This is a genomic window from Vallitalea sp., assembly GCF_025211055.1.
Classification (GTDB): Bacteria; Bacillota; Clostridia; order Lachnospirales; family Vallitaleaceae; genus Vallitalea.
Window position 1 is genome coordinate 24,831 of sequence record NZ_JAOARO010000086.1, and the last position, 15,179, is coordinate 40,009.

Below are 15,179 nucleotides of genomic sequence, written 5' to 3' on the forward strand. Positions count from 1 at the left end.
ACGTTTGTTGTTTTTAGCTGTTTTTAAGGAATGACAACAAATCGTAAAAGTTGTGGATTATCACTATATATGGTTTTTTCTATATATGGCCACATTTGAGTTGTTAGAAATAGTATTTCATAATCTAATGATGGTAATAAGATATGGAAGTAAAAATTATTATTTTCTTGTAATAAACTTGGAACAAAAGTGGTATTAATATAATAGTGAAAAAAATAGTGTATATCTAAGTTAGGAGGTAAGTAGTGAAGAGAAAAAACATTATAGCTATGCTTCTTGCTGGTGGTCAAGGTAGCAGGCTTGGAATATTAACAACACATGTGGCAAAACCAGCAATAGCATTTGGAGGCAAATATAGGATTATTGATTTTACGCTTAGTAATTGTATTAATTCAGGAATTGATACTGTTGGGGTTTTAACTCAATATCAACCATTAAGATTGAATAACCATATTGGGATTGGTATACCTTGGGACCTAGACAAAAATTATGGAGGGGTCAGTATTTTGCCACCCTTTGTCAAGAAACAAACAGGGGAGTGGTATTCGGGAACAGCTAATGCAGTTTTTCAGAATATAGATTTTATTAATAACTATTCGCCAGAATATGTACTTATTTTATCAGGTGATCATATCTATAAGATGGATTATGAGAAGATGTTGAATTATCATATTAAGAAGAAAGCAGATGCTACTATAGCAGTATTTGAAGTACCTATAGAAGAGGCTCATAGATTCGGTATTATGAATACAGATGAAACCAATAAAATAATAGAGTTTGATGAAAAGCCAAAAGTTCCTAAGAATAATTTAGCTTCTATGGGGATCTATATTTTTAATTGGAAAGTATTAAAAGAAGCTTTGGCAAGAACTAATAGTATGTATCAAAAGAATGATTTTGGAAAACATGTTATTCCTTATATATTAGGTAATGAGGGTAAGCTGTTTGCATATAAATTTCAAGGATTTTGGAAGGATGTGGGGACACTTCAAGCTTATTGGGAAGCGAATATGGAACTGATTAAGCTTGTTCCTGACTTCAATTTATATGAAACTTATTGGAAAATCTATACTAAAAATGAGATACAGCCACCCCAGTATATTTCCAAAGATGCGTGCATTGAAACCTGTATAATTGGTGAAGGTACAGAGATAGAGGGTAAAATATATAATTCTGTCATAGGGTCTAATGTAAGTATAGGTAAAGATACTATAATAAAGGATTCAATAATAATGAGTAATACAGCAATCGGTGATAATTGTAACATTTATAAGAGCATCCTCTCAGAAGAATCAATCATAGGGGATAATGTAAGGATGGGTATAGGAGAAGATGTTAAGAGTATAGATTATCCAGAACTTTACAATTCAGGTATTTCTGTAGTGGGTGAAAGAACATATATACCTGATAATATAACTATAGGAAAAAATTGCGCAGTATATGGAAATTTGGATATTAATGATTTTAAGGATAAAGTTTTAATGAGCGGTAAGTCAATAATTAAGGAAGAGGTGGATTAATGCGAGCTATTGGAATTATTCTTACAGGTGGAAAAAATGAAAAGCTCCATGAGCTTACTGATAATAGAGTATTAGCTGCTATGCCTATTGCTGGTTGTTATAGGGCAATAGACTTTTCTTTAAGTAATATGACTAACTCTGGAATCAAAAAAGTAGCAGTTATAACTCAATATAATTCTCGTCCTCTAATAGAACATTTAAGTTCTTCCAAATGGTGGGACTTTGGGAGAAAACAAGGAGGACTATTTATTTTTAGTCCAAATAGATCTCAGAAGAGTAATTTCTGGTATAGAGGAACAGCAGATGCAATCTATCAGAATCTAGATTATCTAAAAGATAGTCATGAACCTTATGCAATTATTTCATCTGGAAATGTAATATGTAAAGTAGATTATAATAAGATATTGGAGTACCATGTTGACAAAAGAGCAGATATAACCATAGTATGTAAAGATATGAAAAATACAAATGAAGATTTAAGAAGGTTCGGAATGGTTTTGAAAGATGATGAAAACAGAATAATTGATTTTGAAGAGAAACCTCTAGAACCACAGGGAACAATCATATCTACAGGCATTTATGTAGTCAGAAGACGATTGTTGATTGAGTTGATTGAAGAGATATTATCTGGAGAAAGATATGATATAGTTAATGATATTATTATCAGGTATAGAAAGAAGAAAAAAATATATGCTTACATGCATAATGAATATTTTAATAGTATTGAAAATATTAAATCATATTATAATTGTAATATGGATTTTTTAAATAAATATAATAGAAAATATTTTTTTGGAAATTTTCCATATATTTCTTCCAAAGTGCAAGACGAACCACCAGCAAAATATAATTCTGGTTCATTGATAAGCAATAGTCTGATATCAGGGGGATGTATAATAAATGGTAGAGTAAATAATTCGATACTTTTTAGAAAAGTTTTTATTGGTAAAAATACTTATATTAATAACTCAATTATACTAGATGGAGCCTATATAGGTAATAATTGTTGCATCGAAAATTCTATAGTTAATACTGATACAGTTATAGGGGATAATTGTAAGTATAAAGATAGAAAAGGAAATATCAAAATTGTTGTAAATAGAGAGTGCATATATATGTAGTTCAGATAAATATTTAAAAAAGCTGAAATTATACAAAAAAACATTGAACTTTTCTGAAATATGTAATATAATTATTGTGAGTTATCACTAAAGAAAAAATATGTGTGTAAGGTGGAGGGGGATTCTTCCCCTTAACAACAAGTTACGGAAAGGGGTTAACACATGCAAATCACAGATGTAAGAATACGTAAAGTTGCAAAAGATGGGAAAATGAAAGCAGTAGTATCAGTTACTTTTGATAATGAATTTGTAGTTCATGATATCAAAGTAATTGAAGGAGAAAAAGGATTATTTATTGCAATGCCTAGTAGAAAGGCGCTTGATGGTGAGTTTAGAGATATAGCTCATCCAATTAATTCTGAAACTAGAGAAAAAATTCAGAAATGCGTATTAGAAAAATATGAAACTCTAGTACTTACAAACGATGATACAGCTGATGAGATAGCAGTATCATTCGAGGAATGATTCTTCAGGGCACTTCATTATGAAGTGCCTTTTTGTTCTTATAAGAAAGTCCTGCTTTTTAAGCATATGAAATAGAAACGTTTTCATGCTGTTAAGGAAACTTTACTAACTACTGAAACTTCTCTATGAAGACGAGGCATAGCCTCTTTTTTTAATGCAGAAATATACTTTTCTGGTTGTAAATATTTTGCTTTTTTACTTGGCAAGAATATCAGAAAACTATGATGGTTTAATATTAATTTATAAGTTATTTAACTTGCATATATTTAGTAAGTGGTGTAAAATGATTAGGGTTAATTAAAAACCAAAGGTGGTGTATAAGATGAGTAGATTAAAAGCAGTCATATTGGCAGCTGGTGCAGGTACAAGAATGAATTCAGAATTACCAAAGGTTATACATAAAATACTTGGCAAAACAATGCTTGATTATGTTATCGAAGCAGCTATGGAAGCTGGTGCTGAGGATATCCTAGTAGTAGTTGGACACGAAAGTGAAATTGTTAAAAAAGAAATCTCATATAATGTAGAATTTGTTTTGCAGGAAGAACAATTAGGAACTGGTCATGCTGTAATGATGGCTAAAGATTTCATTGGTGATGAAGGAAATGTACTTATATTATTTGGAGATACACCATTAATTACTGGAGATACACTAGCTAAGATGGTAGATTATCATATTAGGCATAACAATGCGGCAACACTTTTATCTACTATAGTAGAAGATCCTACTGGTTATGGTCGAATTATCAGAGACGAATCTAATACTTTTATAAAAAGTATAGAACATAAGGATGCATCAGAAAAAGAAAAAATGGTAAAAGAAATTAATTCAGGTATGTATTGTTTTGATGCAAAAGAACTTAATAATGCTCTTGATTATTTGACTAATGATAATGCTCAAGGAGAATATTATCTACCTGATACACTTAAGACTATTATGGCTAAGCATTTGAATGTAAATGCTATGATTAGTGATATTTCTGAAGATATCTTAGGAGTTAATTCCAGAGTTCAATTATATCAAGCAGGACAGATTATGCAGCAAAGAATTAACTATAAGCATATGGATAATGGAGTAACCATAATTAATCCATCATGTACTTATATAAGTAAAGATGCTTGTATTAATTCTGATACTATAATATACCCTAATTCTTTTATAGAAGGAAAAACTATAATAGGAAATAATTGTATTATTGGATCTAATAGTAAAATTGTAAATTCGAATATTGGTAACAACATAAATGTTGAATCATCAACAATTCTCGATAGTAGTATAAGCGATAATACTAATGTTGGACCATATGCTTATATTAGGCCTAATTCCCATATTGGTTCTAATGTAAAAATAGGTGATTTTGTTGAAATTAAAAATTCGAGTGTTGGAGATAATACTAAAGTAGCTCATTTGACATATATTGGTGATGCAGACGTTGGAAAAAATGTTAATTTCGGATGTGGAACTGTAGTAGTTAATTATGATGGTGTCAATAAACATAGAACAGTTATCGAAGATAATGCTTTTATTGGTTGTAATACTAATCTAGTATCGCCAGTCAAAGTTAATAATAACGCATATACAGCAGCGGGTTCTACAATAACGAAAGATGTACCAGAATACTCATTAGGAATAGGAAGAGCTAGACAAATTAACATAGAAGATTGGGTAAGAAAAAAACGGTAATCTATATAAGGAAATTGTTTCTATCTAAAAATTTAGAAATGGTTTCCTTATGTTTTAAAAATATTATAGGAGGATTCATATGACAAGTACAATTAGGAACAATGACGGCATTAAGATTTTCTCATGTAATGCTAATCCCCAATTAGCAGAGGCGATTGCAGCTGATTTAGGATTAACTTTAGGAGCAGCTGATGTTGGGCAGTTTAGTGACGGTGAAACGTATGTGAAGATTGACGAAATTGTTCGTGGTGTAGATTGTTACATTGTTCAACCTACATCAAGCCCTGTAAATGACAATTTAATGGAACTATTAATTATGATTGATGCTCTAAGAAGAGCCTCAGCAGGTAGGATTACTGCAGTAATTCCTTATTATGGTTATGCAAGACAAGATAGAAAAACAAGAGCCAGGGACCCAATTAGTGCAAGATTGATAGCTGATCTAATACAAGCAGCAGGTGCTGATAGAGTATTGGTTATGGACTTACACTGTGCTCAGATTCAAGGATTCTTTACAATGCCAGTGGATCATATGTTAGGTGCTCCACTACTATTAAAATATTACAAAGAAAAATTTGCTGATGATATGGATAACATTGCAATGGTATCACCAGATATTGGAAGTGTTAAAAGAACTCGTTCTTTCGCAGAAAAATTAGATATTCCAATGGCTATTATTGATAAGAGAAGACCAGAAGCAAATGTTTCAGAAGTTATGAATATAATTGGTAATATTAATGGTAAAAAAGTTATTCTAGTTGATGATATGATTGATACAGCTGGAACAATATGTAATGCAGCTAGTGCATTAAAAGAACAAGGTGCCCAAGAAGTGTATGCATGTTGTACTCACGCAGTATTATCAGGACCTGCAATAGAAAGAATTCAAAAATCAGATATAAAAGAATTAGTTGTACTTGACACAATTGCTCTTCCAGAAGAAAAGAAAATCGATAAGATTAAACAATTATCTGTTGCACAGATTCTAGCAGAAGCTATACATAGAATCCATTGTAACAAATCTGTTTCAAAATTATTCGGTTAAAAAATTGACTATTGTATGAAAATATGGTAATTTGATTATGTTAAAGCCCTAGTAATATACTAGGGCTTTTAGTAAATAATATAGAAAGGTGAATACAAATGTATATAATTGCTGGATTAGGTAACCCAGGCATGAGATTCACTGCAACAAGGCATAATGTCGGGTTTGAAGTCATAGAAAGATTGGCATATGAGAATAATATCAAATTGAATAAGAAAAAATTCAATGCTGTATTAGGAAGCGGTATTATTGGTGGAGAAAAGGTCGTTTTAGTTAAGCCACAAACATATATGAATCTAAGTGGGGAAAGCATAAGTCAGGTTATAGATTTTTATAAATGTACTGAAAAAGATTTGATAGTTGTTTATGATGATATCTGCTTTGAAATAGGAACAATAAGGATACGGAAAAAAGGAAGTGCTGGTGGACATAATGGTATGAAAAACATTATTAGACACATAGGTACTAACGAATTTATAAGAGTAAGAGTTGGTGTTGGCGCTAAATGTCCCCAATGGGATCTGAAAGACCATGTATTAAGTAGATTCAATGATGAAGAAATAAAGCACATTGTTGAAGAAATAAAAAGAGCCAGTGATGCTATAGAAGATATAGTAATAAAAGGTATAGATAAAGCTATGAATGTATATAATGTTAAGGTTAAACGAGAGGAATGTGATTAATGAGAAGAGTAGTATCATTATTGTTAATTATTACAGGTGTTATACTTATAGCTTTACCGCTAATTGGTAAATATAGAACCCACAGATTGCAAGAAACTATGTTAGAAGAATTCTACAGTGATTTCCAGCCTCAGAATGAAGAAGAATTAGATGTTTCAAAACACAACAATATGGTTTTGAACGATATATTCATTTGGGGAGACAAAAATGAAAATCAAGATAGTATAGACCCTATTGATGTAAATGAACAATCTTTGAGTAATAGTGATGCGGATGCTAAACAAACTAACACAGAGGACACTGATAGTAAAACTAATGATGACTCTAATAATATCACACCAGAATCTGAAATAAATGAAGCTCCAAAACCAGAGGAAAAAAAGGATAAACCTAAGCCTAAGCCAAAACCAAAAGCAATAGCCATAATTAAGATAGATAAAATAGGTATTCATCTGCCAATAGCTAATGGTATTGACCTTGAAACATTGAAATATGCTATAGGCTATATGCCAGAAAGTGGTGGTTTCGGTCAAATTGGTAATGCAGTACTAGCCGGTCATAGAAGCCATACTTATGGAGTCTTCTTTAATAGGTTGAATGAATTAGAGCAGGGAGATAAAATAAATATAATCACTAAGGAAAAAGAATTTATATATACAGTTTACGATAAGAAAATAGTTGACCCAGATGATGTATCAGTTATGAGAGGGAGCACCAAATCAAAAGTCGTCACATTAATTACATGTGATCCAGTTATTGGTGCTACTCATAGATTGATTATACATGGAATGATTGATAACTAAGCAAAATACTACTATAAAGAATATATAATTGTTTATAATTGCCTTGAAATATTATATAATAATTGGTATATAATATAATATATTTACTTTTGTACATTCTTAATATAGGAAAAATCAGGATGTGATGATTTGAAAACACTAGTACAACCTTTAAGAGATTTAGAGGCTTTTAATAATGCCCTTGAAAAAGTTAATAAAAAAGTATCTCCAATATATCTAACAGGAGCTATTGATTCAGAAAAATGTCATCTAATACATGCACTAGGTGAAAATAGAAACAAACTTATTATTACGTATAACGAACTTAGAGCTAGAGAAATATACGAAGACATGAAGTTTTTTAGCAATGATAACGTTTTTCTGTATCCTGCAAAAGATATAATATTTTATAGTGCTGACGTACATAGTAATGACATTATAGAGCAACGTATAAATATAATAAAGAAATTATATGACAGCAGAGGATATACAGTTATACTATCAATAGAAGCATTGATGGATAAATTAATAAGTAAGTCTATTTTTGAATCAAGTATAATAAAAAGTAAAGTCGGGGATGTATGGAATCTTACTAAGATAAGTGAAAAATTTATGTTCATGGGATATGAAAGAGTGTCTCAAGTAGAAAGCAAAGGACAATTTGCTATTAGAGGGGGAATAATTGACATATTTCCTCCAACAGAAAAGAATGCCTATAGAGTTGAGTTATGGGATGAAGAAATTGACTCTATAAGGTCTATGAATATAGAGAGTCAAAGGTCAATTGATAAAGTTGATGAGATAGAGATATACCCTGCAAGAGAAGTTATTGTAGACAAAGAAAAGATAGCAAAAGCAATAGATAAGATAAAAAAAGATAGGGACCAGTTAATTAAGACATTTGAAGCAAATAACAAACAAGACGAAGTAGATAGAATAAAACAATCTACCTCTATTTTGCTGGACAAAATCACCAGTCAAAAAACATTTAATGGTATTGAAGGATACATCGAATATTTTTATGATGAGACAGTATCCTTTGTAGACTATTTCCCTAATGAAACATTATTATATATTGATGAACCAGCAAGAATAAATGAAAAATGGGAAAGCACCAAAAAAGAATTCAACGAAAGTATAATTAATAGATTCGAAAAAGGCTATTTATTGAAAGGTCAAACGGAAATACTTAGAACCATAGATGAATTAATATTAAAATTCGAAGACTATACATGTGTTTTATTAAGCACACTACAGCAGAAGATAGATAGATTCAATTATAAATTTAACGTTAATTTTTCCGTAAAATCAATTAATCCATATCACAAAAGTATGGAAATACTGGAAAAGGATCTAAAATATTGGAGTAATAATAGATATAGGACATTATTGCTTACAGGCTCTAAGACCAGAGCGGAAAGACTATCTTATGAATTAAAAGAAAGAGGAATAGATGCCTTCTATTTGTCAAAATTGGATGCAGAGATTCCAAAAGGAAAAGTTGCAGTTAGTTATGGTAGTCTACATAAAGGGTTTGAATATCCGCTTATTAAGTTTGTTATAATATCAGAGACTGATCTAGTAGGTAAAAGCAAGAAGAGGAAAAAGACTAAAAAGAAAAAGTTTAAGGGTAGTAAAATAGAAAGCTTCACTGAGCTAAAAGTCGGAGATTACATTGTTCATGAAAATTATGGAATAGGTATTTTCAGAGGAACTGAAAAAATAGAGATTGATGGGATCAGTAAAGACTATATTAAGATATCCTATAGAGACGAAGGAAACTTATATATATCAACTAGTCAATTGGATGTTATCCAAAAATATATTGGTTCAGAAGGTAAGAAACCAAAACTAAACAAATTAGGTACTAATGAATGGAAGAAAACCAAAAACCGTGTTAAAGGTATAGTAGAAGACCTTGCAAAAGACTTGGTGGCTTTATACGCTAAAAGACAAGCAAAAGTTGGTTATGAGTTCACAACGGATACTGTTTGGCAAAAAGAATTTGAAGAGATGTTTCCATATGAAGAAACAGATGACCAGTTAATAGCTATAGAAGAAACCAAAAATGATATGGAAAGCAGAAAAATAATGGATAGACTAATCTGTGGTGATGTAGGATATGGAAAGACAGAAGTAGCTATAAGAGCTGCATTCAAGTCAGTTCAAGATGATAAACAGGTAGCTTATCTAGTGCCTACTACCATATTAGCTCAGCAGCATTATAATAACTTTGTCCAAAGGATGAAAGATTTCCCTGTAAGAGTTGAGATGTTATCAAGATTCAAAAGTCAGAAAGAACAGAAAAAAATAATAGATGATACCAAAAAAGGCTTAGTTGACATACTTATAGGTACTCATAGGATAATATCAAAAGATGTTGTATTCAAAGACCTGGGGTTACTTATTATAGACGAGGAACAGAGATTTGGAGTAGCACATAAAGAGAAAATCAAGAAAGTAAAACAAGATATAGATGTATTAACTCTAACTGCAACCCCTATACCAAGAACACTTCATATGAGTCTCATAGGTATAAGGGATATGAGTGTGCTCGAAGAGCCACCAGAAGAGAGACATCCTATTCAGACTTATGTACTTGAGCATAACGAAGAATTGATTAAAGATGCTATATATAGAGAATTATCAAGAGGCGGACAGATATATTATGTTTACAATAGAGTCAAAAAGATTGATGAAGTAGCTGACTGGATTAGCAAGATGGTACCAGAAGCTAATGTAGCATTTGCTCACGGACAGATGAATGAACGGGAACTTGAAAATATCATGTTTGAGTATATTAATGGTGATATTGATATACTTGTCTGTACAACAATCATTGAAACAGGTCTTGATATTCAAAATACCAATACAATAATTATTCAAGATGCAGATAGATTAGGTCTGTCTCAGCTTTATCAGTTAAGAGGTAGGGTTGGAAGATCTAACAGGGTTGCATATGCTTACTTACTGTACAAAAAAGATAAAATATTACAAGAAACAGCTGAAAAAAGATTACAAGCCATAAAAGAATTTACTGAGTTTGGGTCAGGCTTCAAAATAGCAATGAGAGATCTTGAGATCAGAGGAGCAGGTAATCTTCTTGGAGCAAGACAACACGGTCATATGGAATCAGTTGGTTATGATTTATATTGTAAACTATTAGAAGAAGCAATCCATGAAGTCAGTGATGACAAAGTAGAGGAACGTTTTGAAACATCTGTAGAATTGAATGTTGATGCTTTCATTCCATCTACTTATATCAAAGATGAAATAAGAAAACTTGGAGCCTATAAAAAAATTGCCAGCATTGAAGACGAAAAAGATTATTATGATGTGCAAGAAGAGCTTGAAGATAGATATGGTGACCTTCCAAAATCAGTTGTCAATTTACTTAATATAGCTATGATGAAAGCTATTGCCAATAAAGCTGATATAGTAAACATTGAGCAAAAAGGTGAAAACATCAAGTTTGAAGCTAGAAAAGATGCTAGAATTAATCCTGACAAAATACCTAAGCTGTTAAATAAATATAGAAATAGGTTGTTTTTTACCATTAATAAAGCGCCATATTTTACGTATAAGATTAACAGAGTCGATAAAAAACAATTTTTCAGACATATTAAGAATGTGTTACAAGACATAAAAGATTTGAAGGATTCATAGGTTTAAACTATAATTAAGATAGACACATAATTAGGAAACAATGAGTAACTTAAATAATTTAAGTAAATGATATAAGTTGCTAACTGGTTTCTATGTTAGGAGAGATAAAAATGAAAAGCACTTATGAATGGATGAGTAAGTATATTCTGCTTTTCATGTGCATCTTCTGTTTAGTGGGTTGTAGTAGTAAAAAAGAAATAAAAGAAAAACTTGATTTCTATGAAGATAATGATGAGTTGATTACCATTGATGATGTAGATATTAAGGTTGATGAGGTAATGCCATATTTACTGCAGGTTAAAATGGAGTTTGAAGAATTAGGTGGAGAAGATGTCTGGGATCATAATGATTTTAGTGGAGGGAAAAAGGCTGAAGATGTAGCCAAATTAGCAGTACTTGATAATCTTATACGTACTAAGATTTTGGTAAAGAAATCAGATGAAATGGGGATAACTATTACTGAGAAGGAAGAAAAAGATATAAAAACCCAAGCACTAAAATACTATAATGATTTAGAAAAAGCAGATATACAAAATTATCATTTAACCAAAGAAAGTATTTTTAATTCTTTTAAGGAATATAGACTAGTAAACAAGGTCATTATTGAAATGACAAAGGAATATGTTCCAAAAGAAGAAGAATTAACCAACAAGTTGTTAGAAAATGAAAATTATGCAAAATTAAAATCAAGTAACCAAGCAGATATCCTGCTAAGCTTAAAAGTGATACACATATTTATTAAGACTCATGAGAAAAATGAGAACGACGAATATGTACTTATATCACCTGATATTGAAGATAAAGCAAAGAAAGAGATAAAAGATATATATAAGAAAGCTGTTGCTGGGGAAGAATTCGCTAGTCTAGTTAAGAAATATTCACAAGATGAATCTGCAGGAGATAATAATGGTGAATATATACTTCCAGTTAGACTGTTAGACGATAATTTCCAGAGTCTCATAGAATTAGAACCCAGTGAAATAAGTGATATAAAGAAAAGCGACTATGGATATCACATTTTTAAAGTACTGGAAAAAATTCCTCCTACAGATGAAGAAGTACAAGGATTTGAAGAAGAATTAAAGAAATATGAGAGTCAGTTAAAAGAGGAATATAAAGAACAACTTAAGAATAGTGCATTTGATAAAATATATGATGAATGGAAAAATAATACAATTGTAGACTTGAATGAAGAATTGTGGACTAGAATAGATATTTTCGGTAATATTAATGAAAATCCAATAAGAGATAAAAACATTGAATGAAATAAATAGTAATATCTAATAATAAGGACTAAGAGGTAATCTTAGTTCTTTTTTTTATTAACATCATTAAAGCTGATAAGAGTTAAATTTAATTTGAATAAATTGGTATTTGGTCTTAAGTTTAAAACTGTCAAATTATGAATATTATAGTTAAATTGTTGCATACTATTATTGACAGCTTTGTGATGACTATCTAAAGGAGGTAATAATTTGAAAGCAACAGGTATTGTAAGAAGGATAGATGATCTTGGTAGAGTAGTTATACCAAAAGAAATAAGAAGAACATTAAGGATAAGAGAAGGAGACCCCTTAGAGATATTTACTGATAAAGATGGAGAAATAATACTTAAAAAATACTCACCTATCGGTGAACTTGGAACATTTGCTAAACAGTATGCAGAAGCTTTGGCACAAACTACAGGACATACTATCTGCATATCTGATAAGGATCAAGTTATAGCTGTATCTGGTGGCTCCAAAAGAGAATTCTTAGAAAAACAAATAAGCAAGGAATTAGAAGAAGCAATAACTGAAAGAGAAACAATACTTGCTAACAAAGATGAAAAGAAATTTATAGATATTTTATATGATGGAGAAAACAATGAATATATTTCTGAAGTTATAACTCCTATAATATCAGAAGGTGACGCTATAGGAGCTGTCATATTCTTAAGCAAAGATAGCAAAATAAAAATGGGTGAAGTTGAAACCAAACTAGCTCATTCAGCAGCAGGATTTTTAGGAAAACAGATGGAACAATAAGAAAAAGGCTGGGTTAGATAACTCAGTCTTATTTAATACACTTTATTATAATAGTAATAAAAGACTATCTGGAAGAGCATATATCCCTATACGACTTAATAAGACCTATAGAAAAATAAAAAAAATTGATAATATTAAACTAATTTACATAGACTACAAAAAATATTTATTTATTAGTAAATTATATTATGGTATAATTTGTTATATATTATCTGATTGGAATGATTATGATGACAAAAATTAACAAAAATAATAAAAATTATTCATTTGAAGAACTCAAAAATATCATTAGAGTATTGAGAAGTGAAGATGGTTGTCCTTGGGACAAAGTTCAAACACATAAAAGCCTTAGAAGTGGTACCTTAGAAGAAGCATATGAAGTATTAGAAGCAATTGATAATAATGATATGGAAAACCTACAAGAAGAACTTGGAGATATGTTATTGCACGTAGTATTTCATTCTCAAATAGCTACTGATAATGAGAACTTTACTATTGATGAAGTAATTACAGGTATATGTGAGAAACTAATCAGAAGGCATCCACATGTATTCAAAGAAAAGCAAGATAAATCTCCTGAAGAAGTTACTATAAAGTGGAATGAGATTAAAAAAGTTGAAAAAAACAATATTTCCTATACTGAAGACATGAGAAAAGTGCCAAAAGCCCTTCCTGCATTAATGAGAGCAGTAAAAGTTCAAAAAAAAGCAAGAGATGCAGGTTTTGATTTTACAGACATAAGCCAAGTTATTGCTAAGGTACATGAGGAATTGGAAGAATTAGAGGAAGCTATGAGAATTGGTGATGATTGTAATATTATGGAAGAATATGGGGATTTGCTATTTTCAATAGTTAATATTTCAAGGTTTTTGAAATTAAATACTGAATTTTCCTTGACAAATGCTACAGAAAAGTTTATAAATAGATTTGAGGGAATAGAGAACCTTGTAATACAAAAAGGTTTAAGCATGAAGGACATAACAATGACTGAACTGGACAAGTTATGGGAGCAGCTTAAAGAACATTAAGAATAATCGTTTAAACGATTGTTTATAAAGCTAAGAATATTCTTAGCAGCGCATATATGCGCCTTTGTTCAAAATAATATAATATTAAAGTAGAGGAGGAGTTATTATGAACAAAGCTGAATTAGTTACGGCTATGGCAGAACAAACTGAATTAAGTAAAAAAGATGCAGAAAAAGCGTTAAAATCATTTATTGATGTAGTTTCAAATGAGTTAAGTAATGGGGGCAAAATTCAATTAGTTGGATTTGGTACTTTTGATGTTACTGAAAGAGCAGCAAGAGAAGGTAGAAACCCACAAACTGGAGAACCAATGCAAATTGCAGCTTCAAAAGCTCCAAGATTCAAAGCTGGAAAAGCTTTAAAAGACGCTGTAAATGGTCGCTAGGTAAAACATTTAATTTATTAAAAATCTGCACTATATGGTGCAGATTTTTTTGCTTTATTATATAAATATTAATCTACAAAAAGGTAGGTGATAACATGAGATTAGATAAATATCTTAAGGTATCAAGACTAATTAAAAGAAGAACAATAGCTAATGAGGCATGTGATGCAGGTAGAATCAAAATCAATGAAAAAGTAGCTAAAGCAGGAGCGAAAGTAACTGTTGGGGATATAATAGAAATTCAATTTGGTAATAAAGCCGTTAAGGTAGAGGTATTAATGGTAAAGGAAACAGTCAAAAAAGATGAAGCTAAAGATATGTTCAAGTATCTATAGATCAGGAGGTTGTCTCATAGATTTTTTTCCATGAGACAGCCTCTTTTTTATATTTTTAATAAGTACGTCCCATAAAAACATATTAGATTAGAATAAATCCCTCGATAGGTTAATATAATGAATTATAGGTAATCCACATTAAGAGGAGGGTAAACATGGAAGAAAAGCATACTAATATAAACCATAGGTTAGTTATCAATGATAGAGAAAGAATTTCTATAACAGGAGTTTCTGATGTCATATCTTTTGATACAGATGTTGTCATGGTTGAGACTGAGATGGGAACACTTACCATCAAAGGGTTAGAACTACATGTTAATAGGTTGAATCTAGAAAAAGAGGAATTAGAATTAGATGGGCAGATAGAAAGCTTAGAATACAGTGATGGTGCTAGATACGGGTCTAAAGGATCATTTATGTCAAAATTATTTGGTTAGG

The 15,179-nt window shown here is 30.7% G+C and carries 14 protein-coding genes; all 14 read left to right on the top strand.

The window, feature by feature from the left end; translation table 11 throughout:
* Positions 1 to 245: 245 nt before the first annotated feature.
* The gene (locus N4A55_RS12165) at positions 246 to 1,520 is read left to right on the top strand and encodes a glucose-1-phosphate adenylyltransferase (protein WP_293756723.1); all 1,275 of its coding nucleotides are present in this window, start codon (positions 246 to 248) and stop codon (positions 1,518 to 1,520) included.
* Entirely contained in the window at positions 1,520 to 2,641 is a 1,122-nt protein-coding gene (glgD, locus tag N4A55_RS12170) for a glucose-1-phosphate adenylyltransferase subunit GlgD (RefSeq protein ID WP_293756726.1), read from the top strand. Before N4A55_RS12165 ends, glgD begins: the two co-directional genes overlap by 1 nt.
* Positions 2,642 to 2,803: 162 nt before the next feature.
* Positions 2,804 to 3,106 carry a septation regulator SpoVG gene (gene spoVG / locus N4A55_RS12175; RefSeq protein WP_113673174.1) on the top strand — a complete coding sequence of 101 codons (303 nt, stop codon included), beginning with the start codon at positions 2,804 to 2,806 and terminating at the stop codon, positions 3,104 to 3,106.
* Positions 3,107 to 3,428: 322 nt separating this feature from the next.
* On the top strand, positions 3,429 to 4,790 hold the full coding sequence (gene glmU, locus N4A55_RS12180) for a bifunctional UDP-N-acetylglucosamine diphosphorylase/glucosamine-1-phosphate N-acetyltransferase GlmU (protein ID WP_293756730.1): 1,362 nt from the start codon (positions 3,429 to 3,431) through the stop codon (positions 4,788 to 4,790).
* Between the two features lie 79 nt (positions 4,791 to 4,869).
* Complete coding sequence (locus tag N4A55_RS12185; protein WP_293756732.1) at positions 4,870 to 5,835, top strand: ribose-phosphate diphosphokinase; 966 nt, start codon at positions 4,870 to 4,872, stop codon at positions 5,833 to 5,835.
* 98 nt (positions 5,836 to 5,933) lie between these two features.
* The gene (pth, locus tag N4A55_RS12190) at positions 5,934 to 6,518 is read left to right on the top strand and encodes an aminoacyl-tRNA hydrolase (RefSeq protein ID WP_293756734.1); all 585 of its coding nucleotides are present in this window, start codon (positions 5,934 to 5,936) and stop codon (positions 6,516 to 6,518) included.
* On the top strand, positions 6,518 to 7,321 hold the full coding sequence (locus N4A55_RS12195; RefSeq protein WP_293756737.1) for a class D sortase: 804 nt from the start codon (positions 6,518 to 6,520) through the stop codon (positions 7,319 to 7,321). The genes pth and N4A55_RS12195 overlap by 1 nt, the downstream gene beginning before the upstream one ends.
* A gap of 129 nt (positions 7,322 to 7,450) precedes the next feature.
* Positions 7,451 to 10,966 (top strand): transcription-repair coupling factor, encoded by a 3,516-nt coding sequence (gene mfd / locus N4A55_RS12200; RefSeq protein ID WP_293756740.1) that lies wholly within the window; start codon positions 7,451 to 7,453, stop codon positions 10,964 to 10,966.
* 110 nt (positions 10,967 to 11,076) lie between these two features.
* Positions 11,077 to 12,231, top strand: a complete 1,155-nt coding sequence (locus N4A55_RS12205) for a peptidylprolyl isomerase (RefSeq protein WP_293756743.1) — start codon at positions 11,077 to 11,079, stop codon at positions 12,229 to 12,231.
* Between the two features lie 210 nt (positions 12,232 to 12,441).
* Positions 12,442 to 12,993, top strand: coding sequence for a stage V sporulation protein T (gene spoVT / locus N4A55_RS12210; protein ID WP_293756746.1), 552 nt, complete (start codon positions 12,442 to 12,444; stop codon positions 12,991 to 12,993).
* Between the two features lie 230 nt (positions 12,994 to 13,223).
* Complete coding sequence (mazG, locus tag N4A55_RS12215; protein WP_293756748.1) at positions 13,224 to 14,021, top strand: nucleoside triphosphate pyrophosphohydrolase; 798 nt, start codon at positions 13,224 to 13,226, stop codon at positions 14,019 to 14,021.
* A gap of 106 nt (positions 14,022 to 14,127) precedes the next feature.
* A complete protein-coding gene (locus N4A55_RS12220; protein WP_113673183.1) occupies positions 14,128 to 14,406 on the top strand; it encodes an HU family DNA-binding protein in 279 nt (92 codons plus the stop codon).
* A 95-nt stretch (positions 14,407 to 14,501) separates the two neighbouring features.
* Positions 14,502 to 14,741, top strand: coding sequence for an RNA-binding S4 domain-containing protein (locus N4A55_RS12225; protein ID WP_293756752.1), 240 nt, complete (start codon positions 14,502 to 14,504; stop codon positions 14,739 to 14,741).
* Positions 14,742 to 14,896: 155 nt separating this feature from the next.
* Positions 14,897 to 15,178: a sporulation protein YabP gene (gene yabP, locus N4A55_RS12230; protein WP_293756755.1), complete on the top strand. Its 282-nt coding sequence runs from the start codon at positions 14,897 to 14,899 to the stop codon at positions 15,176 to 15,178.
* The last annotated feature ends 1 nt before the right edge of the window (position 15,179 follow it).

Coding starts and splice junctions, on each gene's coding strand:
- N4A55_RS12195 (WP_293756737.1), top strand. CDS start 6,518: ATGAGAAGAGTAGTATCATTATTGTTAATTATTACAGGTGTTATACTT.
- N4A55_RS12185 (WP_293756732.1), top strand. CDS start 4,870: ATGACAAGTACAATTAGGAACAATGACGGCATTAAGATTTTCTCATGT.
- pth (WP_293756734.1), top strand. CDS start 5,934: ATGTATATAATTGCTGGATTAGGTAACCCAGGCATGAGATTCACTGCA.
- glgD (WP_293756726.1), top strand. CDS start 1,520: ATGCGAGCTATTGGAATTATTCTTACAGGTGGAAAAAATGAAAAGCTC.
- N4A55_RS12225 (WP_293756752.1), top strand. CDS start 14,502: ATGAGATTAGATAAATATCTTAAGGTATCAAGACTAATTAAAAGAAGA.
- N4A55_RS12220 (WP_113673183.1), top strand. CDS start 14,128: ATGAACAAAGCTGAATTAGTTACGGCTATGGCAGAACAAACTGAATTA.
- glmU (WP_293756730.1), top strand. CDS start 3,429: ATGAGTAGATTAAAAGCAGTCATATTGGCAGCTGGTGCAGGTACAAGA.
- spoVG (WP_113673174.1), top strand. CDS start 2,804: ATGCAAATCACAGATGTAAGAATACGTAAAGTTGCAAAAGATGGGAAA.
- N4A55_RS12205 (WP_293756743.1), top strand. CDS start 11,077: ATGAAAAGCACTTATGAATGGATGAGTAAGTATATTCTGCTTTTCATG.
- mazG (WP_293756748.1), top strand. CDS start 13,224: ATGACAAAAATTAACAAAAATAATAAAAATTATTCATTTGAAGAACTC.
- yabP (WP_293756755.1), top strand. CDS start 14,897: ATGGAAGAAAAGCATACTAATATAAACCATAGGTTAGTTATCAATGAT.